This is a genomic window from Gimesia sp., assembly GCF_048260065.1.
GTDB lineage: Bacteria > Planctomycetota > Planctomycetia > Planctomycetales > Planctomycetaceae > Gimesia.
In genome coordinates, this window is sequence record NZ_JBLXHC010000015.1 from 28,971 (window position 1) to 52,663 (window position 23,693).

General features: G+C 51.4%; 19 protein-coding genes. 13 read left to right on the plus strand and 6 right to left on the minus strand.

Annotated features, from left to right (window positions below; genetic code table 11):
* Positions 1 to 3: 3 nt before the first annotated feature.
* Positions 4 to 1,176, plus strand: a complete 1,173-nt coding sequence (locus ACN0YN_RS23740) for a class I SAM-dependent methyltransferase (protein WP_417387517.1) — start codon at positions 4 to 6, stop codon at positions 1,174 to 1,176.
* Positions 1,177 to 1,375: 199 nt separating this feature from the next.
* Here ACN0YN_RS23740 and ACN0YN_RS23745 read toward each other — a convergent pair whose 3' ends face one another.
* Positions 1,376 to 1,876, minus strand: a complete 501-nt coding sequence (locus ACN0YN_RS23745; RefSeq protein WP_417387518.1) for a hypothetical protein — start codon at positions 1,874 to 1,876, stop codon at positions 1,376 to 1,378.
* A 388-nt stretch (positions 1,877 to 2,264) separates the two neighbouring features.
* Here ACN0YN_RS23745 and ACN0YN_RS23750 point away from each other — a divergent pair, with 388 nt between their 5' ends.
* From ACN0YN_RS23750 to ACN0YN_RS23760, 3 genes are all read left to right on the plus strand, one after another.
* On the plus strand, positions 2,265 to 3,464 hold the full coding sequence (locus ACN0YN_RS23750; RefSeq protein ID WP_417387519.1) for a Gfo/Idh/MocA family protein: 1,200 nt from the start codon (positions 2,265 to 2,267) through the stop codon (positions 3,462 to 3,464).
* 153 nt (positions 3,465 to 3,617) lie between these two features.
* Positions 3,618 to 5,189: a dicarboxylate/amino acid:cation symporter gene (locus ACN0YN_RS23755; protein WP_417387520.1), complete on the plus strand. Its 1,572-nt coding sequence runs from the start codon at positions 3,618 to 3,620 to the stop codon at positions 5,187 to 5,189.
* 198 nt (positions 5,190 to 5,387) lie between these two features.
* The gene (locus tag ACN0YN_RS23760) at positions 5,388 to 6,950 is read left to right on the plus strand and encodes a PP2C family protein-serine/threonine phosphatase (protein ID WP_417387521.1); all 1,563 of its coding nucleotides are present in this window, start codon (positions 5,388 to 5,390) and stop codon (positions 6,948 to 6,950) included.
* A 21-nt stretch (positions 6,951 to 6,971) separates the two neighbouring features.
* Here the strand turns inward: ACN0YN_RS23760 and ACN0YN_RS23765 are convergent, their stop codons facing one another.
* Positions 6,972 to 8,261 (minus strand): GNAT family N-acetyltransferase, encoded by a 1,290-nt coding sequence (locus ACN0YN_RS23765; protein WP_417387522.1) that lies wholly within the window; start codon positions 8,259 to 8,261, stop codon positions 6,972 to 6,974.
* 306 nt (positions 8,262 to 8,567) lie between these two features.
* A complete protein-coding gene (locus tag ACN0YN_RS23770; RefSeq protein WP_417387523.1) occupies positions 8,568 to 10,646 on the minus strand; it encodes a HEAT repeat domain-containing protein in 2,079 nt (692 codons plus the stop codon).
* A 254-nt stretch (positions 10,647 to 10,900) separates the two neighbouring features.
* Between ACN0YN_RS23770 and ACN0YN_RS23775 the strand changes: the two genes are divergently transcribed.
* From ACN0YN_RS23775 to pckA, 5 genes are all read left to right on the plus strand, one after another.
* Positions 10,901 to 11,704: a hypothetical protein gene (locus ACN0YN_RS23775; protein WP_417387524.1), complete on the plus strand. Its 804-nt coding sequence runs from the start codon at positions 10,901 to 10,903 to the stop codon at positions 11,702 to 11,704.
* 17 nt (positions 11,705 to 11,721) lie between these two features.
* A complete protein-coding gene (locus ACN0YN_RS23780) occupies positions 11,722 to 12,543 on the plus strand; it encodes a formylmethanofuran dehydrogenase subunit C (protein ID WP_417387525.1) in 822 nt (273 codons plus the stop codon).
* 40 nt (positions 12,544 to 12,583) lie between these two features.
* Positions 12,584 to 14,248 (plus strand): fatty acid CoA ligase family protein, encoded by a 1,665-nt coding sequence (locus tag ACN0YN_RS23785; RefSeq protein WP_417387526.1) that lies wholly within the window; start codon positions 12,584 to 12,586, stop codon positions 14,246 to 14,248.
* Positions 14,245 to 15,246: an NAD-dependent epimerase/dehydratase family protein gene (locus tag ACN0YN_RS23790; RefSeq protein ID WP_417387527.1), complete on the plus strand. Its 1,002-nt coding sequence runs from the start codon at positions 14,245 to 14,247 to the stop codon at positions 15,244 to 15,246. Before ACN0YN_RS23785 ends, ACN0YN_RS23790 begins: the two co-directional genes overlap by 4 nt.
* A 183-nt stretch (positions 15,247 to 15,429) precedes the next feature.
* Positions 15,430 to 17,016 (plus strand): phosphoenolpyruvate carboxykinase (ATP), encoded by a 1,587-nt coding sequence (pckA, locus tag ACN0YN_RS23795; protein WP_417387528.1) that lies wholly within the window; start codon positions 15,430 to 15,432, stop codon positions 17,014 to 17,016.
* Here the strand turns inward: pckA and ACN0YN_RS23800 are convergent.
* Both ACN0YN_RS23800 and ACN0YN_RS23805 read right to left on the minus strand, forming a co-directional pair.
* The gene (locus ACN0YN_RS23800; protein ID WP_417387529.1) at positions 17,013 to 17,516 is read right to left on the minus strand and encodes an endonuclease V; all 504 of its coding nucleotides are present in this window, start codon (positions 17,514 to 17,516) and stop codon (positions 17,013 to 17,015) included. The genes pckA and ACN0YN_RS23800 overlap by 4 nt on opposite strands.
* A gap of 85 nt (positions 17,517 to 17,601) precedes the next feature.
* Positions 17,602 to 18,549 (minus strand): hypothetical protein, encoded by a 948-nt coding sequence (locus ACN0YN_RS23805; RefSeq protein WP_417387530.1) that lies wholly within the window; start codon positions 18,547 to 18,549, stop codon positions 17,602 to 17,604.
* A gap of 749 nt (positions 18,550 to 19,298) precedes the next feature.
* Here ACN0YN_RS23805 and ACN0YN_RS23810 point away from each other — a divergent pair.
* The 4 genes from ACN0YN_RS23810 to ACN0YN_RS23825 all read left to right on the plus strand — a co-directional run bounded on the left by ACN0YN_RS23810 (position 19,299) and on the right by ACN0YN_RS23825 (position 22,630).
* The gene (locus tag ACN0YN_RS23810) at positions 19,299 to 19,511 is read left to right on the plus strand and encodes a hypothetical protein (RefSeq protein WP_417387531.1); all 213 of its coding nucleotides are present in this window, start codon (positions 19,299 to 19,301) and stop codon (positions 19,509 to 19,511) included.
* A 50-nt stretch (positions 19,512 to 19,561) separates the two neighbouring features.
* Positions 19,562 to 20,080: a hypothetical protein gene (locus tag ACN0YN_RS23815; RefSeq protein ID WP_417387532.1), complete on the plus strand. Its 519-nt coding sequence runs from the start codon at positions 19,562 to 19,564 to the stop codon at positions 20,078 to 20,080.
* 244 nt (positions 20,081 to 20,324) lie between these two features.
* A complete protein-coding gene (locus ACN0YN_RS23820; protein ID WP_417387533.1) occupies positions 20,325 to 21,404 on the plus strand; it encodes a hypothetical protein in 1,080 nt (359 codons plus the stop codon).
* 5 nt (positions 21,405 to 21,409) lie between these two features.
* Positions 21,410 to 22,630: a hypothetical protein gene (locus tag ACN0YN_RS23825; protein WP_417387534.1), complete on the plus strand. Its 1,221-nt coding sequence runs from the start codon at positions 21,410 to 21,412 to the stop codon at positions 22,628 to 22,630.
* A gap of 36 nt (positions 22,631 to 22,666) precedes the next feature.
* Here ACN0YN_RS23825 and ACN0YN_RS23830 read toward each other — a convergent pair whose 3' ends face one another.
* Positions 22,667 to 23,377: a molybdopterin-dependent oxidoreductase gene (locus ACN0YN_RS23830; protein ID WP_417387535.1), complete on the minus strand. Its 711-nt coding sequence runs from the start codon at positions 23,375 to 23,377 to the stop codon at positions 22,667 to 22,669.
* Positions 23,378 to 23,693: the final 316 nt, after the last annotated feature.

The window sequence follows — 23,693 nt, forward strand, 5'->3', positions numbered from 1 at the left end:
TCCATGTCCAGTGAGTCTCCTGCTGATCTTGATTGTTTTCATCAGTTGTATCAGCATCCCGAAATATTTGAGATCATTCGCGAACATTCCGGTTCGGAGTTTCATCTGCAGAAACTGTTACGCAAAGACTATTCTGAAGACGCTGTTCGCGCTGCGCTGACACTGTCGGAATTACGCAAACGGGGGCATGTCAAATTTTCCCGTGCCGACCAGATGTGGTTTGATCGGAAAAGTCTGGAACAGGCAACACCCGAACTGGTCTCTCAACACAAGGCTGCCCGGTTCTCCGGGACAGTCTATGATTTCTGTTGCGGCATGGGCGGTGACCTGATTGCGCTGGGAAAGCAGGCGCGTGTCACTGGCGTTGATATTTCAGCAGTGCTCTGCCAGTTCGCCGCCTGGAACAGTGAAGTTTATGGGGTTTCCAGTTCCGTCAGCCTGTTGAATCAGCGACTGGAAGAGATCCAGGATCGACAGGGGCAGCTGCATATCGATCCCGATCGTCGACCTCATTCCGGCGGGAAAGTCATTCGAATCGAAGACTATCTGCCAGGACTGGAGACGCTTCAGGAATTGATTTCCCAGTTTCAAGGCGGTGCAATCAAACTCAGTCCCGCCAGTAATTTCGCCGGTAAGTTTCCCGGAACCGAGGCTGAGCTGATCAGTCTGAATGGAGAATGTAAGGAAGCGACGATCTGGTTTGGCGATCTGGCAGGGGAACACGAATTTCGGGCGACCACAATTTCCAGAACCGGTCAGGTAGACAGCATTTCCGGTCACCCCATGGATGCCTTCGTTGAGATTACTGATCCCGAGGGCTATGTCTACGATCCGGATCCGGCTGTGGTTCGTTCCGGTTTACTGGACGTTGCCGCTGCTCAGGCAGGACTGAATCGCCTGGATCCGGAAGAAGAATATCTGACCTCGACTGATGCCGTGGATTCACCATTCTTCAGACGATTTCGGGTTCTGGAAGAGTTGCCTAATAATGACCGTGAAATTCGGAAGTATTTTCGAAACGCCAATTTTGGTCAGCTCGAAATCAAGTGTCGGCGGATACCGGTTGGCATTGAAGCACTCCGCCGAAAACTGTCTCTGAAAGGGGACGAGGCTGGTGTGTTGATCATCGCCCGTCTGCAGGGCAAGTCTCGTGCTCTGATTTGTGAACGGGAATAAGCGGCTGCTCCAGTTTCAAATTCTGACACAGAACTAATAAAAAAACGGGATCCCGATCAGGATCCCGTTTTCTGTATATTGATGATTCTAGACTGTGTCCAGTTTTACTGTAGCGTCTCCAGGTCCATTTGGATCGAGTAGATTAAATTGACAGACGCTCTAGTTAAATGTGATGCGCTCTGGCAATCAACCGGTCGGATTATTGTGCCTGTCGGAACTGGAATCGGTCGACAGGAATTAACTGCTGAGGTGCAGCCGGTGCATTGTTAAACACGAACGAGAAGGCATAGCAGATCACCATGCCGGATGACATTTCTCCGACATACAACCCACCTTCAGCAAACTGGGCTCGTCCCTGTGCCGGCAGACTGACATCACCGGATACAATCACATAATGCGGCTTTGCTGTCGGATCAACGCCGAAGTCAGCAGCGAGGTTACGGAAATAGGCATAGGTAAATTTGCCCGTCCGTGAGTTCAGGACGGCGCCCTGCAGACGTCCGGTGAGGAAGTCGAGTACAAATACGCCTTCAGCGTTTCCACTGCGAGTCGGCACCGTCGTAATCGCAAAACGATCACCATCACGGTCTGTCGCTACCGCGTAGGCTGGTTCGTGCGGCCAGAAATAGGATAAACACATACCGCAGATTACACCGACGGTCAGCCACAGAAACCGGCGTTCTCCATTTTGATTTTTCACCACAAATGCCTCCCAGTGTTACATTTAATCAGAATACGAGTGTTTTGATTCACAGCCTGAAATCTGTACCAGATGTATGGTACAAACCTGGTCAATTGATTGAAACGACCCGAATGGACCGTGGCTGACATGCGTATTGTAACCAAGATCTCAAATCCCTGCCAGACTTGATTAAATTGATTTCCGGGAAAGACTGGGGAGGACCAATTGACTGGGTTTACCGGATCATCGCTTGAAATACCCATTGGTTGTAATTCCGATCCAGCGAAAGTATGCTGCTTTTAAGTGACTGCCATCCCGGCAGATCGGATTCAACATGTCGCAGCTCAACTCTAACTCGTCTTTTGGCACGGGTCTGGAATGAATCAACGAGAGGAAAGAAGCAACTATGGATACAACGAACGGTCAATTGAATCGTAAATTGCGGATGGCGCTGGTAGGTGGTGGACAAGGTTCGTTTATCGGTCGTGTCCATTCCATTGCTGCCTGTCTGGATAACCGTGCGGAACTGGTTGCCGGAGCACTTTCTTCCAATCCTGAGAAAGCAAAAGCATCTGCACCTGCGTATGACATCAAACCTGATCGCGCCTATGGTTCGATTGAAGAACTCGTTGAAAAAGAATCCGCACTCCCTGAAGATCAGCGCATTGACTTTATCAGCATTGCGACTCCAAATTTTACTCATTTTCCGATCGCCAAAACTGCTGTCGAAGCTGGGTTTAATGTCATCTGTGATAAGCCGATGACATTTGATCTGGCACAGGCGGAAGAGCTGAAAGCACTCGTGGAAAAATCGGGCGTTGTCTTTGCGGTCAGCCATAACTATACCGGGTATCCGCTCGTACGGATGGCCCGCGAAATGATTCTGAATGGAGATTTCGGCGAGATCCAGGCTGTCCGTTCAAATTATATTCAAGGCTGGTTGCGCTCTCGCCTGGAACAGGAAGATCAGAAACAGGCGGCGTGGCGAACCGATCCTGCGAAGTCAGGTGCAGCGGGCGCCTTTGGTGATATCGCGACGCACGCCTACAACCTGGGACGTTACATGACAGGACTGCTGCCTGCTGAAATTTCCTGCAATTTGAAAATCTTTGCACCCGGTCGTCAGCTGGATGATTATGGTCATGCTGTGATTCGTTTTCAAAATGGTGCAATGGGAACTGTCACTGCCAGCCAGATCTCGCATGGTCGTGAAAATGACCTGTTCATCGAAGTGGATGGCACGAAAGGGGCATTGGCCTGGCGTCAGGAAGAACCCAACCAGATGATTGTTCGCCGCAATGGCCAGCCACATTCGATTTATACTCGTGATCCGAATGCTCCCTTCATGAACGAATCGGGAGCGGCTGCCTGTCGTTTACCAGCGGGACACCCCGAAGCATTTTTCGAAGCATTTGCCAATATCTACCGATCTGCCTTTGATGCGATGATTAATCGTATTACCGGTCAGCCTTTTGAACCGAAGAACACAATTTATCCCAATGTCTATGACGGCGTGGAAGGGATGTTTTTCATTCAACAGTCTGTCGCCAGCAGTCAGGAAAACGGGGCCTGGTTACCATTCCAGTGCGACTGTGCCCGTAGTTAATCGGAAAAATTCTGACAGTCTGAATTGAGCTGATTTGGGAAACGGGAGTTGATGGCAGGATGCGCGCCTGCTGGAGATCGCTATCCTGGTAAGGGAACGTACGTCGCGATTTCATTGACAAATCGATAACGAGACGCGGGAAACAGGTGTTTCATGAAGAAAATTCCTCTGCATTATCAGATTCTGATTGCTCTCATCGCTGGAACCATTCTGGGGATCATATTTAACCCGGGAGAGATCTCGCTCAAGGATCAGACCTTAACCGTCAGTCCGGTTGCCGGTGGTTTTGAAGTTGTTCAGAAGACAGGAGAGCAGGACCCGCAGGAATACGACTTCACGAACCGGGAGCAGCTTCTCAAGCGATTTCCGGAGCTGAAAAGCGTGTTTGCTGACGGCGATCCGGAAAAAACGGTCTCTGTGAAAGTGACCGGGCGGCTGATTCAGATCGTGGATGCAGCCCGGAAAATTACTCTCACTTACAGTCGGAATGTGGATCAGAAAAAAACAGTTACATCGATCTCTGCGGATAGTGGTGAAGATCTGACGAAACAGTATCCGGAGTGGAAAGCAGACTACAATCAATATGGAACGGGCATCTCGCAAAAAGTAATGGCTGTTTCCAAATGGCTGGGTGATCTGTTCCTGCGCTTATTGAAGATGGTCACGATTCCATTGATTGTCACTTCCCTGATTACGGGGATCGCCAGTCTGGGAAATGCAACCCGTTTTGGGGCGATGTTCTCCCGAACGCTGTTGTATTATTTTTGTACCAGTCTGCTGGCAATCTTTACCGGCATTTTTGTGGTTAACCTGATTCGACCGGGGATTGGCGCAGATCTGCCTGGCGGGAGTGGATCACTTTCGTCCGGTACCGAATCGGTTGGGTCTATTTTTCTGGATATGGTTGATCGACTTATACCGACCAACATCATTCATTCACTGGGCGAAGGCGAATTTCTCTCGATCATCTCGTTCAGTATGCTGACTGGTATCTTTATCATTATCGTCGGAGGCAAGCATGCCAAAGTACTGACGGATTTCTTTCAGGCAGGCTTTGAAGTTATGATGCGAATGACGATGTTCGTGATCAGCCTGGCCCCGATTGGCGTACTGGCGTTTATGGTGTATGCGGTTTCTTCACAGGGGATCGAGATCTTTAAGACACTGGCCTGGTACATGATTGCTGTCTTTCTGGCATTATTGATCCACGCCGTGATCATCTTACCCTGTCTGATCAAGTTCGTGGCGCGGCGCTCCCCTCTGGAATTTGCCCGCGCGATGAGCCCGGCGCTGATGACGGCGTTCTCGACGGCTTCTTCCAATGGTACGCTGCCGTTGACAATGAGCTGTGTTGAAGAGAATGCGGGGATCTCGAATGAAGTCAGTTCCTTTGTGCTGCCGCTGGGAGCGACGATTAACATGGACGGTACGGCGCTGTATGAAGCGGTCGCCGTGATGTTCATCGCACAGGCTTATACCGGCGTGGTCATGCCTTTAGAGCAGCAGATTCTGGTTGCAGTGACCGCGTTACTGGCCAGCATTGGCGCAGCCGGGATTCCTCATGCCGGTCTGGTGATGATGGCGATTGTACTACAGGCCGTTGGCCTCCCGCTTGAGGCGCAAGGGGTGATTATTGCCGTCGACCGTATTCTGGATATGTGCCGTACATCCGTTAATGTCTGGAGTGATTCCTGTGGGTGTGCCGTCATTGAGCGTTATCGCTAAGCTTAAGGATAGGGCCTCGAAGTTCAATCGAAGCTGTCAGATTCCCGGGTTCTCTCCTGATTGCAGATGTGTATCCCTCACAATCGTTACAAACTGACTCATGCCTGATCTGCTGATGCCTGCCTGCCGATAGGAGATAACAGGGCAAACCGCCTGCAACTCCGCTTTTTTCTTCTTCGGCGACTTGGATCAGGTGAAATGGAACAGGTAATCACCCAACCTCTGGAATGGATTCACAGTATCTGTGACCAGTTTAAGGAAATTACCGGTTGGCCGTTACGATTCACTCCTGCTAAACCTGGTGAACGAAAATCCCTGGAAGCCGAGTTATGTCAAAGTGAGAAATACTGCTGGTATGAATCTATCGAAGATGGCAAACGGACCCTGGGATATCTTTACCTGTCGCTGCCCGATGAATCGGCAAACGACCATCTGTTCGTAACCGCGATCAAGTTTGCCGAACTGGTGGGGGGATTAATCTCTCGCATCGAAACCATGAGTTCTTCCCTGGAACTGAAAACCAGAGATGTAACGACCCTGGTCGATGTGGGACTGTCTGTCACCAGGCAGGAAGGACTGCAGGACGCCTTGCAGAAACTACTGGAAGCAGCATTGCAGCTGACCGGGTTTCGCGCTGCCGGTTTTTTTCTATTAAACTCTGAGTCAAACCAGCTGTCCCTCCGCGTACAATATTGTTTGACGGCTTTTGAAATTCCCTTCCATCGCCGCAAACTGGATGAATCGCCGCCCGATCTGGAGGCGTTTGCTGAAGATGCTTTGATTATCAACCGGCAGGAAAACCCTGAATTATCGCGCTGGTTACCTGAAGGGTGCCTGACAGGTGTCTGCGTTTCCGTGCAGTCGGAATCCGGCCCGTTTGGAACATTGTGGGCCTTTGATCGTCGTGCCCGGCATTTGAAAGACCGGGATATCCATATCCTGAAATCAATCGGTGCCCAGGTCAGTACGATTTTAGAGCGTGCTGTGTTAATGAAGGAAAGTCAGAATCAGCTCCGATTGAAAAAAGAGTTGAAGGTGATTTCGGAATCGTTTCCGGCCGAACTGGCTCTGGAATCCCATCGAGAGCGGGATTTTCAGGCGGCCGTGCAGACGATCAGCCACCATGAAGTGGGGGGGGATTTATGCGAATTCATTACCCTGGCACCACACATCACCTGTTTTGCTCTGGGAGATGCTTCAGGGGACAGCATTCCTGCAGCAGTGGTGATGGCCTCGGTCAGGGGAGCCCTCAGAACATTAACAGAGGGGCCGATCGAGCAGGCAAAAGACACCCGCTTTGTCATCAGTCGAATTAATACCGCTTTGTATCATACTTCACTCCCGCATCAGTTCATGAGTATGTTGTACGGCGTGATCGATACGAAAAACCGGACTTTCACTTATACCAACGCCGGGCATCCTGCACCGTTCTGGGTGCATAAAGGGAAGATCACCAGCCTGACATCGCATGGAATGTTGCTGGGTGTGACTGAGTCAAACGACTATGACTATTCTGTGATCCCAATCTGTACCAATGATATTATTGTGGGATTCAGTGATGGCATCAGCGAAGCGATGAGCAGTGAGCGCAAGATGTTCCGCTCGGATGGAATTATGAAAGTCCTGGAAAATCACATCGAAGACACTGCGGAAGAAGTAATGCAGGGGATCTGGACCAAGCTCCAGAAGCACCTGGAAGGCGGAAATGATGGCGATGACAGAACCTTAATGGTTGTGAAATTTGCCCGTAATACAGACTGATTTGCTGCGGTTCAGTCTAGATTAACCCACGATACGAAATCGGGGGCGGTCCTCCGTAGAACCTCCGCGTCTCTCCTGATTAAGAGACCAGTCCTGTGGGGCGTCGTCAGTGATTTCGATACAGGAATCCGGCTTTGACGACTGCAAAGATTCTGATGTAGCAGTGTTACTGGTTCCTGAATCTGCATTCGATTTTTTCTTTCCTACCGGTTGTGGATCGGCTTTTTGAATCCAGCGATTCATTCTCAACAGTTGGGAACGTGGTGCCAGAATCGGAAAATGAGAACAGCGATAGCTGGCCTGCTCCTGGTTGCTCCACATTTCAGTCAGACTGTTCCCCAGTAAACCCAGGTTGAGCGCTGGTTCTCCGTCCTGAATAGACTGTTGTACCATTCGTGCAATCAGTGTGGTGATTACTTCCCGGGAGGCATCATTGCGTCGTCCTGCTGCAAGGTAATCTGTTCCAGAGCCGTGTTGCAGACCGTAGGCACAGGCAACCAGTGAGTGATTGACAAACAGTGCATCAATTCTGGCCATCCCCGCGCGAACTGCCGGACCATGAATGTCGTGCAGGAAGGAAAGTTTTTGATCCTGAGAGAAATCTCCCCCCGCAATATTCAACTGATTCCCGTCCCGGAAATTCATATGCTGGAATTCCGCCCAGAGGTCCCAGCGCGGATTCCAGCCTGGTGCGAGCGGGTCTTCGAGTCGGGAACGGTAAAAAGCAACAGGTCCCTGTTTACGGGTCAGCTGCTCTGCACTGGAAATCTGCTGTTGCGTTTTAACGGTACGTGAAGCCAGATAATCTTCCCAGTTCGTATCACTAGTGTTGATTAGAGGAAGCTTCTGCCAGACACTCTGATTGCTTTGGAATCCGACAGATTTGAAAGAGTTCATGGTGCGCCGATGATCGTGTCCGTCCTGGTCGATATACCTCAAATCGATCAGATCCCAGTCGCGTCGGGAAGCATGAATGTGCCTCATGGCAGTGACCATGGTGGCAGCGGGGTTTGAGCCAATCTGTCCGTAGAAGGTTCCCCAGCCATCCAGTGGGTAAGTCAGGACACGCATGGTGCCGACTTTCGTCGCCACTGGTTTCACGACCAGGGGGACGATGCCGATAATTTTATTACCCAGTGTAACAAACAGAATCCGCAGCTTCTGATCGTGTCCAAAATGATTCCAGTAATGTTCCAGCCATTCTGGTGAATGAGCAAACGTGGCTCCTTTGGTTTTGCCCAGCAAAGCACGCCACGCCAGTCGAAAATGATCCAGGCGATCAATATCGTTGATTTCGGCGACTGTGATCATGGCTACTCCAGTTCTGGAAACGACAGGGACAATTCAAGTACATCAGTAAATGCACTAAAATGCAACAATCATGCCAGAGCGGGGAATGATCAGGGGGCAGAGATCCGTTTCAGAGTGAATGGTGCAAGGCTGTGAAAGCCCATGATGTAACGTGCTGACATCGATGGGCTTTCCGATGATTTCCACCGGGACAACGCGGAAATAAACTGGCTCTCTGCTGCTGACACTTGAAAATCATGTGTTGATTTAAAGCAACACTGCAACCATTCAGGTGGCAGAAAGACAACATGATCCGACAGCCGAGATTCAGCTGCTGAGTTTTTTCAAAGCTGCTGCAGCTGCTTTTTTAACGCGTGGATCTTTATCTTGAGCCGCTGCCTCCAGAGCCTGTTTGATTTCCGGTGTTTTGATTCCGAACTCTCCCAGGCTGATCGCTGCTTCGACTCGTGCATCCGGATTAGGATGCTTTGTGATCAGATCCGTTAAAACGGGGATTGCTGCCTTGGCTCGTTCTGGACTCGGGTCAATTTTCGTTAATGCCCATAAAGTGACAGCATTATCGCTTTCGTTGTGCAGTTTGAGTTCTCTCTCCAGTAGCGGGACTGCTGAAGCGGAGAGTTTACCAAAACGTGCCAGAGCATAGGTCGCCACGGTACGCAGAACCAGGTCGTCAGAATTCACGTAAGGTTTAATGAGGGGGATCGCAGCTGCTGCGGGAGGCCCGATCTCGGCTAAAGCAGTAATGATTTCCACAATGACGCTCTGGTCTTTTTCTACTTCAAGGGCTTCTTTCAGGCTGGGGGCGGCTGATTTTGCCAGTGGGCCTGAGAGAGCAATTGCACTGGCTGCTTCTCTACGAAGCAGTGCGTTTTCATCGGAGAGTGCTTTGATCAGACCTGGTAATGCAGCGTTGACTGCTTCTGTATCGGTGGGGTCTTCTCTCAAAAGTGCCCAGGCACACACGAGCCGGAACCGCTCGTCATCAGTATCAGATTCTGCGTATTTTTTAATAAGTGGTAAAGCTTTTTTGCTGCCAATTTTTGAAAGGGCATAAACGGCTTTGTTTCTGGTGGTTCCCGTACTGTTTTCCATAATCTTAATCAGATCAGATTCCGCTTTGATTGCCTTGGGACCAATTTCGCCCAGGCTGACGATGGCGGTCTCACGGATGTCGGTATCTTCTGATTTTGTCAGTTTCAGTAATTCTGGAATCGATGCTTCCGACTCGGTGCCGATTTCACCCAGAATGTGAATTGCCAGGAGTTTCAGCGAAGAGTCTTCATTCAATAGTTTCGTTACTTCTGGAACAGCAGCTTTTCCGATAGAGGCCAGGGCAGAGGCGCTGGTGAGGGTTAAGGCGGTTGGACCGTCCTGCATCGCTTTTGCCAATGCTGGGACTGCAGAAGCAGCATCGGGACCAATTGAACCCAATGCTGCTGCGGCATCCAGTTTGACATTCAGTTCCGAATCAGACAGCAGTTTGATTAATTCGGGAACAGCAGCTTTGGCAGCACCGCCGAAATTTCCTAAAGCAATAGCGGCCTGGGCTCGTACTTGTGGTGAAGAATTTTTTAACAGAGGAATTAAAGCGGGTACGACTTCATCCGGCCTGGAAGAAATCATGCCTAATGCGTGGGCTGCATGCCAGACCAGGTCGGGGTTTTCGACCTTCAACGATTTAATCAATGTTGGGATCGCTGCTTCGCCCTGGACTCCCATATGAGCGAAAACATCGCAGATCTGTTTGCATTGTTCGGTGTGATTTTCCTTGTACTCTGTTTTCAGCTGTTCCAGAAGTGGTTCAACGGCAGGGGCACCGATTTCAGAAAGAGCTATCGCAGCGCTGGAATGAACTTCGTTGATCGGTACATGCAGGCTGTCAACGAGAACTTTGATGATCGGTTGCAGATTCTCTTTATTCCCCGGATCAACCGCCCAGAGTGTGCGGGCAGCTGCGATTTTCAGATAGGAATTATTGCTTTCCAGCAGGGGCAGAATCTGTTTGGCTGCGGATTTCGAAGCAGGCCCGATCCCCCGCAGTGCCTGTAAGGTATTGTATTTCAGGATGATGGAGTAGCCTCGCAGGATTTTTGCAAGTTCGGGCACCGCTGCTGAGGCAGCAGGTCCGATTTTTCCGAGAGCGATGATTGCTTCACTCCGTGCAGCGACAGGAGCTTCTTTCACCACCTGAATCAATGCCGGGACTGCTGATTTGGATAAAGGCCCCAGTTCTCCCAGTTGATGAGCGGCCAGAGCCTGCTGCTCTTCATTATCGCTGCTCAACTGCTTAATCAGCGGAGCGATATCAGGGGCTTGAGCAGAAACGATGCCTGAAGTGAGTAAACTGACGCCCAGAATAAGTACTGTCGTGAGTAGTAGACGCATAAGTCAGGTTCCTGCTAATCATCGTTGCGAAAACCAGATTCCCTGAAAGTAAAGAATTCATATTACCTTCAGAAGAAAGACTGGCGAAATAGAAAGGAGAACATTAAACTGTTACTTAATAGATATCATGATCCGAGTTCAAAAATCAAGTAATTCTGATCAGATTCATCAGGAAATCATAGAAGCCTGCCTGATGCGAAAGTAAAGTTCGCGTCAGGATCAGGTCCACGACCAATTATGCTCAGGGGTATGAGATGAAACCAGTGATACGCAAGATGACCCTGTCCGGTTTATGTTTAATGACTTTGTTGTCAGCCAGCAACATGGTTCAGGCGGCTGGTCCCTTCTTCCCGAGACAAACGGTCTATAATTTTGGTGGCGGTTACAGCCCCACTGCATTTTATGGTTACCGGGGAATTTATGGTGGTGGCTACTATGGTGGATATTATCCAGGTTACTATGGCGGATACTATAATGATGGCTCTTCTCTGATTCGCGCTCAGGGGCAGGCCCAGGTCGATCGCTCCAAAGCCATGATCAATTATCAGGAAGCCAACAGCAAATACATCGACAACCAGAAGAAGCTTGCCGAAACTTATGTTGAACGCCAAAAAGCACAACGCGAGGCGATTCATCTGCAGGCTGAAATTGATAAAGAACTTGCTCAGCAGAAACAGGACGCGATCGATGCACAGAAGGAAAAAAATCTCAAGCTGAAGGAATCCGGTTTGAGCCCTTACTACAATGCATCCAGTTCGCAGGATAACGAGACTTTAAACGCCAGTCAGCTGAATCCAGCGACGGGTGAAATCTCCTGGCCTGAATCTCTGATGGGACCGGAATATGCCGAATCGCGTGAAAAACTTCAGGAACTTTATTCCTTGAAGAACTCCACCGGCATTACCTCCAGCCTGTCGCAGGAGATCAATGACGAAGCGACGAAGATGAAGAACATTCTGCGTGGCCAGATTAAGACGATGCTGCCTAACGATTATCTTGCTGCACGCGGATTCATTGAAGGTCTCATCAATATGGGGAAAACCTCTCGAACAGGTTGATATAGAATTTCCACCGCATGGCCTTCACTTTTACTCTCAAGCATGCGCTCACGATCCCGATTGAAGTTGATTCAGTCAATCATGCAGCGGTCCAGCGACTGTCGGCAGATGAGGTACGTGCACTGCCAGTCCTCCAGGGGAATCGACGCGCTGCTGTCGCTGACTTCTTCGATATAAAATATTCTTCCGCTGAAGACGATCTGATGGTCTGGGTGGGGGATTGTTCCCGAGTGAAAGCCATCGGAGCCGGTCTGAATTCAGGTTTCATTCGCATTGAAGGGAATGCGGGCATGCATCTGGGCAGAGAGATGTCCGGGGGGCAGATTCAGGTGCAGGGCGACGTTGCGGATCATATGGCCACAGGAATGCGAGGTGGTGAAATCCATGTCGCGGGAAACGCCGGTGATCTGGTCGGAGCTGCCTGGCCGGGCAGCAAACGGGGCATGAATGGCGGGACAATCCTGATTCGTGGTAACGCCGGCAGAGAAGCCGGTCATCGTATGCGGCGGGGCACGATTGTCGTGGGAGGCGATCTTGGTGATGCAGCCGGGTTTGATATGATCGCCGGTTCCATATTTTCATTTGGAAAAATTGGTGCCTGTCCCGGTGCCGGCATGCGTCGGGGAACAATTGCAGCATTGAATGCCTCCACAGAACCTGAATTACTTCCGACGTTCAAATATTCCTGCCAGTATCGACCCGACTGGTTGTCCTTCTTCTTACGCGAATTAAGTTCCGTTGGATTTCCGGTTCCGGAAGATTGTCTGAACGCGGAATATCGCCGATACTGTGGAGACTTTCTGACACTTGGCAAGGGAGAAGTTCTGGTCCGCCAGTGAAAAGTTTCCACTCTTTTGACAGTCTGCGTTCCTTCTGATCATGTCTACTTCACAACGTAATATCGCCGACCGTTTAAAACAGTCCGCACAAGCCTGGCCATTTCAAAAGGCGGTGGTCTTTCCTGCAGGTCGGGACAGGCAGGGACGTTATACCTACAGCAGTCTCACTTTTCAGCAGCTGGACCAGGAAAGCGACCGACTGGCGCGGGGGTTGATTCGACTCGGGGTGCAGCCTGGTACCCGTATGGCTTTGATGGTACGCCCCAGTCTGGAATTTATCGCGTTGACCTTTGCTTTATTCAAAGCGGGTGCGGTCATCATTCTGATTGATCCGGGCATGGGCCGAAAAAATATCATGCGCTGTCTGGCGGAAGTCGAACCTGAAGGTTTCGTCGCGATCCCGCTGGCGCAGTTGATCCGTAAACTGAAACACCGTACTTTTCCCAAAGCTCGTCTGAATGTGACTGTCGGCGACCCGGTGCTGACTTCCGGGATCGATTATAAGTGGCTGCTGGGAGGAGAATGGGAGCCTTTCGAAATGGTCCAGCGAACCGCCACCGATCCGGCTGCTGTGATCTTTACCAGTGGCAGCACCGGTCCGCCCAAAGGTGTTGCTTACGAGCATGGCATGTTCTGGTCGCAGGTGGATCTGCTCCGTGACTATTACCAGATTCAACCTGGTGAAGTGGATCTGCCGGGGTTCCCGTTGTTTGCATTGTTCAATTCGGCGATGGGAGTCACGACGGTCGTGCCTGACATGGATCCCACCAGGCCGGCACAAGTCGATCCCAAGAAAATTATCCGGCAGATTAACGACCAGGGAGTCACCCAGGCTTTCGGTTCACCCGCCATGTGGAATCGGATTGGCCGCTACTGTGAACAGCATCAGATTCAACTCCCTTCTCTCAATCGTGTGTTGTCTGCAGGAGCTCCGGTTCCCGTGCATGTGATTCAGCGGATGCGGCAGACATTTACGAATTCCGAAACAGACATCAATACCCCTTACGGGGCAACAGAATCGTTGCCGGTGGCTTCGATCTGCGGTCGCGATGTGCTGGAAAAAACATCGGAACAGACCCAGTCCGGAGCTGGCACCTGTGTCGGAACGCCGTTTCCTGGAGTCCAGGTGAGAATCATTCAGATTCATAACGAACCCATCAAAACGATTGAGCAGGCGGTTGAGATGCCTGCTGGAGAGATTGGCGAAATCATCGTGCAGGGCCCGATGGCGACCCGTGAATATTTCAAACGACCGGAAGCAACACAGCTGGCGAAAATCCCAGACGGCGATCGGTTCTGGCATCGAATGGGTGATGTCGGTTATCGGGATGCGGAAGGAAAACTCTGGTTCTGCGGACGCAAGGCACACATGCTGGAAACCAGTCGGGGGGCCATGTTCACAATCTGTTGTGAAGCGATTTTCAACCAGCATCCTCGTGTCTATCGCAGTGCGCTGGTCGGGGTCGGTTCAAAACCAAATCAGAAACCGGTCATCATCGTCGAGCCGGAGCAGGGGGACTTTCCCGAAAACCAGGCTGACCGGGATCGCTTCACACAGGAACTGCTGGAATTAGGAAAAGCGAACGCGTTAACCGAATCGATCGAGACAATCCTGTTTCATCATTCGTTGCCAGTTGATATCCGTCATAATGTCAAAATCTTTCGTGAGAAATTAACTCCCTGGGCAGAGAAGCAGGTCAAATGAATACGCTGGTGACCGGGGGAGGGGGCTTCCTTGGATTGTATATTGTCGAGCAACTGGTGGCGGCCGGCGAAACGGTGCGCGTGCTCTGTCGTGGTGAATACCAGCGGCTGAAAGAGCTGGGCGTGGAAACCGTTCAGGGAGACATTCGAGACGCAGCGATTGTCAAGCAGGCCTGCGTGGGAATCGATACTGTTTATCATACCGCCGCTGTTTCCGGCATCTGGGGGCCCTGGGATTATTTTTACAGCATCAATACTCAAGGGACTCTGAACGTCATTGAATCCTGCAAGTCGCAGGGCGTGACGCGACTGGTCTATACCAGCTCCCCCAGTGTTGTCTATGACGGTTCTGCTCATGAAAATGCCACCGAAGCCCTGCCGTACAGCGAGCATTATCTCTGTCACTACCCGCATACCAAAATGCTGGCCGAGCGTGCCGTGCTGGAAGCCAACGGTGAAAACGGACTGGCTACGGTTGCTCTCAGGCCACATCTGATCTGGGGGCCTCGCGATAACCATCTGATCCCGAGACTGATTCAGCGTGCCAGATCTGGTCGCCTGCGGCAGGTCGGGCAAGGGACCAATCTGATTTCGATGAGCTACGTAGAGAATGCGGCGGCGGCCCATCTGCAAGCCGCCGCGCGACTCTTTCCCGATTCTCCTGTCGGCGGTCAGGCGTATTTTATTAATGAACCCGAGCCTGTCATGATGTGGGAATGGATCAATCAACTGCTCGTTGATGCGGGGCTGCAGCCTGTCAAAAAACAGATCTCCACGAAAGCGGCGAAACGAATCGGCAGCGTTCTGGAGGTCATCTTCCGTGTTCTGCATCTGCCAGGCGAACCGCCGATGACCCGCTTTCTGGCTTCTCAACTCAGCAGTTCTCATTATTATGATATCAGTCGCGCGCGACTTGATTTCGGGTATCAGCCTCCTGTCAGTTTTGAAGAAGCGATGCGGCGGATGAAGCCTGAACTGCAGCGACTGGCTGCACAGTAGTTCTGTCAGAGTCCGACTGAATCCTGCAGGTAATTGGATACAAAGGTGCGAATCTCTCTTGGTGAAACTCCGGAGAGAGATTAAACTTGCGACAAACAATGGTGCGAAAAGGCTGCTTGCGATCCTGCTGAAACAGGGGATCAGTAAGGTCTTCAAATTCAAATCAAGTGAATGGAGTAGAAAATGGAGTCGTTCGATCTGACAGAGCATGGAATCAATGTGAACTGGGTGATGCGCAATCCGGATCCATCTATGTTGTACGAAGAAGCCATTCGCTATGAACCAGGTGCTTCGATTTCGGATACCGGTGCATTGATTGCCTACTCCGGTGAGAAGACAGGCCGCTCTCCCAAAGATAAACGGGTCGTCAAACATAAAAATTCTGCTGATGATATCTGGTGGGGTGATGTGAATTATCCCCTCGAGCAGCATGCGTTCTTCTGTAACCGGGAACGGGCCACCGATTATCTGAATATCTGCCCGCACCTGTATGTGATTGACGCTTTTGCCGGCTGGGATCCTGAATATCAGATTAAAGTACGGGTGATCTGTTCGCGTCCTTATCATGCACTGTTCATGCATAACATGCTGATTCGACCGACCGAAGAGCAACTCGAAAACTTCGGCAAGCCGGATTATGTGATTTACAACGCGGGTACTTTTCCTGCGAATCGATTCACCACCGGCATGACTTCCAAAACCAGCGTCGACCTCAGCATCGAAGATGGTGAGATCGTGATCCTGGGAACCGAATACGCGGGCGAAATGAAGAAAGGCATCTTCACGGTCATGAACTACCTGATGCCGAAACGGGGAATCCTGTCGATGCACTGTTCTGCGACCGCGGATCGCCAGACAGGTCGCTCCTCCGTCTTGTTTGGTCTCTCCGGAACGGGGAAAACCACGCTCTCTGCAGATCCCAAACGTTTCCTGATTGGTGATGACGAGCACTGCTGGACCGATAATGGAATTTTCAATATCGAAGGGGGCTGTTACGCCAAGGCCATTTATCTCTCGCGGGAAAACGAGCCGGAAATCTTCCAGGCTCTGCGTTACGGAGCCGTTCTGGAAAATGTGGTTTACGATGAAGCCCGGCATCATGTCGATTTCGATGATACCAGTTTCACTCAGAATACCCGCGGCGCGTACCCGATTGAATTCATGCCCAGTGCTCAGATTCCCTGCCTGGCAGATCATCCCAACGATGTGATCTTTCTGACCTGTGATGCGTTTGGCGTTCTGCCTCCGGTCAGTCGTCTGACCCCCGAACAGGCCATGTATCACTTTATCAGCGGTTACACGGCGAAAGTTGCTGGAACCGAAATGGGTGTCGATGAGCCGGAAGCCACCTTTTCTCCCTGTTTTGGCGGGCCGTTCCTGGTCTGGCATCCGGGGAAATACGCCGACCTGCTGGCTGAGAAAATCCGGAAGTACAACGCCAACGTCTGGCTGGTCAATACCGGCTGGAATGGTGGTGCTTATGGCGCAGGGAAACGCATCAGCCTGAAAGACACGCGGGCGATTATCGATGCCATTCATTCCGGTACTCTGATTCATGCCCCGACCGAAGTCGATCCGATCTTTGGAACCGCCACCATTACGAAATGTCCCGGCGTGGATGATCATATTCTCGTTCCGCATTCTTCCTGGGCCGATCATGCTGCATACAAAGCAACTGCGGTCAAACTGGCGACCGCTTTCAACGACAACTTTATGAAATATGCTTCTGGCGTTTCAGAAGAAGTTCTGGCTGCAGCGCCCCGGATTTAACCACCCGCTCGACAGAGCTGGTCAACTTTTCTCAGAAGAGTCGGGATTCGGAAATCACCATGCATCGACATAATTCGTTGTCTGGCGGTTTCCAATGGTAATCCCCTGGCTGTGATGTAGAGTGGGTTTCCGCTGTTGCCGCGATAGATTCTGGTTTCATCACTCGTGTCGACAAATTTGTTTTTGGCGACACCGATGACGTGGGTTTTTTCGGTCAGTTGTTCATACAGATGGGAGCCGAGACCGGGCCGCCCGGTGGCTCCCAGAGTGACAAAACCGTCAATGATGATTGTTTGTAAGGGACAGGTAACTGTTGCCAGCAGTGTCTGCAGGCAGGGGAGTTCTCTTTTATAAAAGTTTCCGGGTTCGTACTCCGCCACCTGGTCGATCTGACAGACCAGAGTCGATTCTTCCGCTTCTGAATTCCATTCGCGAAATAAAATCCCCGCGACGCAGGCAGAGTTGTCATCGCGGTAATGCACGTCCATGGCCAGATGCAATTTTCCGATTCTCCTCTGATTAATAAGATAATTTTAACTGTAGCATCGTTTTAAAAAGCTGGTTTCTCAGCGTGACCGCAATCGGTTAATCTGCTTTTAATTTCATCAGTGTGAGCAGATTCTGCTTCACATCATCCCGCGTACCGATGGCGACGAGCATCTGGAACGAATAATCGCCGGCGGCCACTCCTTCCGGATTCCTGACGCGAAAGACACAGTTCCATTTCACTACTTTCGCAGCCGGGAAGCGAAACCGACCGTAGCCCGCCTGTTCAAAGCCGGGGGAGGGTTGATCGGGAGAAAAGACTCCCATGGCATACGCGCCGTCCTTTGTACTGAGGATTACCGGGTCTTTCTGTTCGCCCGGCCCGTCGTCCAGAGGCTGCAGCTGGCCTGTTTGCGGATTCAGTTTCCAGAACTGTTCAAACTCCGCAGGCATGTAGCCCGTCAGTGCCTCAAACTGGGCATAGTTATGCCGCTCTCCTTTCGGGATCGTGAACGTGACGCGATAATCGAGCACCTGATTCAGGTCCTGATAGCCGATGCGAACCTGTTTACTAATCTGATGATCGGAAAGAACACTGGTATTAAGAGCCGGCCTGCCGGCGGATTTCTGTCCGGGCGCCAGCCAGTACGCCATCTGAGTTTTTGTACTTAATTCATTTCCGCGTGCCTGGAGACGCAGGAGTCTGCTGGTTGAAGTGGCTCCCGCGCCATCCGAACGCGAGCCCGCTTCAGTCGGGTTAAAGCATTCCGCCCAGAATGCTCCCGGTCTTCCACAGTCAAAGCTGGCCGCGGACTGCAGTTGTCTGCCATGATCAAAACTGTCAATGAATTCCCTGCCGTTCCAGGTCAGAGAATGAATCGCGCCTGCCAGACGATTGGTGGTGGTGATCACGATTTCTGAATGACCTGCTTTACCTCGGATGATCGCATTGCCGTCAGGAGCAGCCTGACAGGGATTGAAACAGGACGAGAACACGATCAGGAAACTGAGAGAACAGAAACGAATGGAATGCAATGGAATCAACATGGATGAACTTTCTCAGAATCGCGTTTTTTCTCAGAGACCAAGGTGACCTGGTCTGTTTATCAAATATAAGTTCACAGGATCTATCCGACGAACAGTTTCTGTGAGGAACCGGGTAGCCCCGAATGCAATTCGGGGTTGTCGCAGACACCAGGCAACTGTCAGGGAATTCGAACCATTCAGGATAATAGATCCGACCTGCATTGAGAGTTTCATTATAGCCAGCGCCTTCAAAGTGCCTATGCTAAAACCTTCAGAGGTGAAAACGAATCACCACTACTGCCCGGACTGCACTTGACTCCGGCGCGCCGCTGGAGATAAGCGTTGTTTCGGGTCGCGCGCGTGCTCAGTTTTCCGATCACCGAAACACGCACCACTTGTTCCGGGAGTTCACTCTGTTTGAGCTGTTTTTTTCCACATTTTCACTGCCAATAATTTCATCAGTGTTTCGTGTATGCCTGCGGGTCGCCGCACTTCGCACATCGTCGGCACGGAATGCCCTTGGCATCGCAGCAGGTCGCCCCGGTATCAACCTGTATCGCCACCTGCTTTTATTCAGATCCCTGTTGACGCCTGTATGACTCTCCATAGAATCGATCTCCTCAACAATAACAATCATCAAATTCGTGGAGAAAAGACCTGCCGACCTCGTTACCTGTTGCAGGCTGATCGTGCCAGTTGCTGCAGACTACATTCACGACTGGGAAGGGTGAGACCATTTCTCAATGCTAACCAGGAAGCAGTGTATCGAAATGCATCCGATTGCCTCAGATGGAAATCCGGAACTGGTGCGCATCACATTTAACCATAGTGTCTGTCAATCTAATATACTCCGTTATACTCCGTCCAAATGGTTCTGGAGACGCTACAGTAAAACGGGACACAGTCGAGTGCAGGCAGGGCGGAGTGCCAGGACTCCGTTTTCCTGGTTGCAGTTGGCTTCAATCATTCTGTATGATCCGTGAGCCGGATTTACTGAGATTCCGATCAATCCCGATTTTAGAAAGAGTCAGACATGAGCTTCGATGTCTTTTTTCAAACTGCTCACATCAGTGATAAAACGGAAGAAGCAGTAAATCCCTTTACCGGGGAGACAGTTCAAAAACCGGTGGGGGAACGTATTAATGCGGAAGAGCGGAGCAGGCTGCAGGAACTGTTTGCACAACAGGGGGCTGCGGAACCGGATGATTTTGGCTGTTATCTGATCGAATTTGAGGATGGGACGGGGATTGAATTATTTTTTAGTGGACTGGCAGACAATCCTGATTTCAATGGAGGGATGGCGGCACTCCGATCCTTAACGACGAACATTGTCTCATTTTTGTTTGCAGTGGCAGACCAGGGGAATCTGGTGATCCTGCCCGCCATGGATGAGATGAGACCGCTGGTGACCTCCGCTGAAAATGCCGAACGCGTGCTTTCCCGGTGGTCCGATACCGTTGTCGTCTCTTCCCCCGCAGAACTCCTGCAGATTTTAAGTGGCGGATTTGGTGACTGGAGCGATTATCGAGACCGCGTCGTCAATGACGAATAGCGCTCTCTGGAATTGCATTTCACAGTGGTCCCTTCCCAATGCGTCTGTCGTATTTTTCGACATCACGGTCGGTGAAATCTACTCAAGGATTTCAGGCGTCGTCTCTTTCAGCTCCATGCAACATAAGAAAGCCTTTCCCCGCTGGTTTTCTGCACGATAAAATAATGTGCGAAAATGGACTGATTTATGCAGTAGTTTTCCTTTGAACGATTTGAGAGTTGCTTTGTTCAAGGGATTGTGTCGGATGAAACGTCCATACTTATCGAAGAAGCTGTTAAGTGTCTGCACCCTGATTTATTGCCTGAGTTTCATTCCGGCGCCCTGTTCTGATTTCAGACTGGTGACTTCCACGGTGCAGGCAGGCAATCCGGTTCGAAATGATCCCAAAACCAGACAGGCGATCGAACGGGGGATGGACTGGTTGATCTCGGCCATTCACAGGGATGGAACGGTGGGGCCGGACCGATACCATATGCCGGATCTCAGTTGTACTGCAATCACCGGGCTTGTGCTCCTTTCAGAAGGGAGTACGCCGCGTGCCGGAAAGTATCAGAAGCAGAGCAGACTGGTTTTGTATGGGGTCCTGGATCTGGTCGCAGCGCGCCCGTTAAATCGATCGAAAGATAACATCACCCTGGTGCAGAGAAAGATCGGACTGAATGCCGATCTGTTTCTGGCGACACTTTATCTGAGTCAGATTTACTACGATGCGCCGGGGGAAGAGAAAGCGATTCGCGCTGCCCTGGACAAGCTGGTGCATCATATTTGTCTGACACAGGGGAAGGATGGCACCTGGGGAAACGACAGCTGGGCTCCCGTACTGGGAACGATTTTAGGCTGGGAATGTCTGCGCGCTGCCAGTTCGGCGGGTTTGCGGATTGAAGCTTCCGAACAACTGGTCGGGCAGGCGCTGATGAAACATTTGCGGGAACAGCCTGATGACAGAAGGAACTGGATGCATCAGTTTTATAAAGAGGCGGCAGGAGTTCGCGTACTGTATTCCATGGGATACCGCGATACTCCCGAATTCCAGGAGTGTGTGAAGACGATTCTGGAGACCGTGAAAACGGAACCGCGGATTTTTCGTTTCGCCGGGGGAGAAGAATATCTGGCCTTCTATTTTATTACCGAATGCATGCTGAAGGGACAGGAAGATCACTGGATATACTGGTATCCCCAGGTGCGCGACGGTGTATTACGAACTCAAAACCAGGATGGCAGCTGGAAAGGACATCATTGTATTACCGACCGGACTTTCTGTACGGCTGGCGTGCTGCTGACCTTGTTATCCCCTAATTTCAGTCTTCCCACTTCAGATCTGTAAGTCGGATGTTTCCTCACTGCGTTCACCACTGGATTCCAATACTCGGAATCGTCCTGCTTTTACCAGGCCGACTGATCGCGCAAGACCCGCCGGCGGAAATCCAGGTTGAGCAGGAACATTTCCAGTCTCGAAAGCAGCAGGGGCACCATGCGCTGCTGAAAGGCAGACGCTGGCTGGAACAGCAGCAGGAACACTCTGGCGGCTGGCAGTCAAAATCTTACGCCAGTCTTGAGAGCAGAGTCGCCACCAGTGCGCTGGTGATGTCCACGCTGGTGGAACCCACATCGGCAGGAGTCGAACAAAAGGAAACGATTAATCGCGGGCTGCTATTTCTCAAATCGAAAATCAACCAGGGAGAGATCGGGCAGTCGGTCGAAGCGGAATCAAATTATCCCCTGTATTCAATCAGCCTGATGTTGGCGACGCTGAATCAGTTTCAGCCGGAAACCACTGCTAATCGGGAACTACGGGACGCGCTGAGCCGGGAGTTGTTACGCCGACAGCGAATCATGCACTCGGGGCGCGTCTCGGAAGGTGATGTGGCGGGGGGCTGGGGGCCGGGCAGTGATTCGTTCTATCAGGGAGCTGCAGCCAATCCCGCGAACATCTCTGTCACTTACTTTGCACTCGCGGCACTCTCCGGGGCACAAAGATTACCACTCAAGAGCCGTTTTGCGGCATTGGACTATCTTCAGCACTGTCAGGTACCCGCTGACGCTGCGGGCGCGGGTGGTTTTGTGTTTACGTTCCTGTCTGATCATCCTCTGAATAAAGCAGGTTCCCAACGCAGCCCGTCCGGGAAGCGGTATGGCGTCCCTTATCTCTCGGCGACCTGTGATGGAATTTCCGCGCTGCTGGCCTGCGATGTGCCCGCTGACGATCGCAGGGTTCAAACTGCGATTCATGTTCTACCTCAATTAACGCATGCACGTCTTGCTGTGCTCCCGCTCTCTGCAGAGTCCTTACCTGCGTATCAGAAGCTGGATGCCCTCTTTTTTTACGAAGCGGCAGCGACAACCCGAGTCTGGAAACAGCTGAAAGAAAGAGGAGTGGAAAATTCGTATCTGAATGCACGCTGTCACGAGATTCTGCGGACACTCATTGCGCGGCAGCAGGCAGACGGCCACTGGGAAAACCCGCTTCCCTGGATGATGGAAGACGATCCTCTGATCGCCACTACGTTCGCACTCCAGGCGCTGCATCGCTGTCTGGCTCCAGCAGAGTAGTGATCGCTCTAGATTCGATTTGAGCAGAATGCCCGATTAGTCATAAAAGCCGGGTGGGATCTGATCCGGGTCTTCGAAACGTTCACCGTCGGGGTTATTTTTATCGACCACCCAGGGATCGCCATGGTGATGGTATCCGCAGCGTTCCCAGTAGCCTGGCGCATCATTGGCGAGGAAGTCGATCCGTTTGAGCCACTTGGCACTTTTCCAGGCATACAGCAGAGGCACGATCAGTCGTACCGGGCCCCCGTGATCCGGTATCAGCGGTTGACCGTCGTGCAGATCGCAGAGCAGAACGTCGTCTGACTGAAAGTCTTTCAGAGGAAGATTGGTCGTCCAGTCGCCATCATAGCCGGTCGCAACCACGTAGCGGGCATCGGGGTGAACGCCGGCGCGTCGCATGATCTCCTGTGCGGAGACCCCTTCCCAGAGATTTCCCAGGCGGGACCAGCGCGTGACGCAATGGAAATCGGCGAAGACCCGGGTCCGCGGGAGCTGCTGGAATTCGTCCCAGGTGAATGTGAGAGGATTCTCTACCAGGCCGCCAATCTCCAGTTTCCAGGTGTCGAGATTGACCGCGGGAACCGTGGTGGCGTGGAGTACCGGCCATTTTCGCGTTCGAGACTGACCGGCGGGAATCCGCTCCTGCCGACGTGTGTCGGCACTGATGATGATTTCGGCATCATTTTCCGGTGGAAGCGGGGGAGCACCACTCTGATATTTGTCGGAATCAACATTATTATACATCTGTAGGCTCCACAGTGGTTTAAGTTGCTGAGAAACGAACGGCTTCCCCTCTGAAATATAGGAATTTCGGCTAAATTATCCAGAGGAAGATATTACAAATGCCCCAGACTTGGCACATTGGTTGCATTTCTGTATGAGTGAGCCTTCCAATCTTCTGAAGTTCAGGTCAGGGTCGGGCAGAATACCGCCATTGACCATATTTTTCAAAATAAATAAACTTCGGAAAGAGAAGAACTTACAGAAATTAAATGTATTCCGGGCAAGGATGTGCTGGCGAAGGCGAATACTTCAGTCATCAGGGAACGGTTACTTGTTC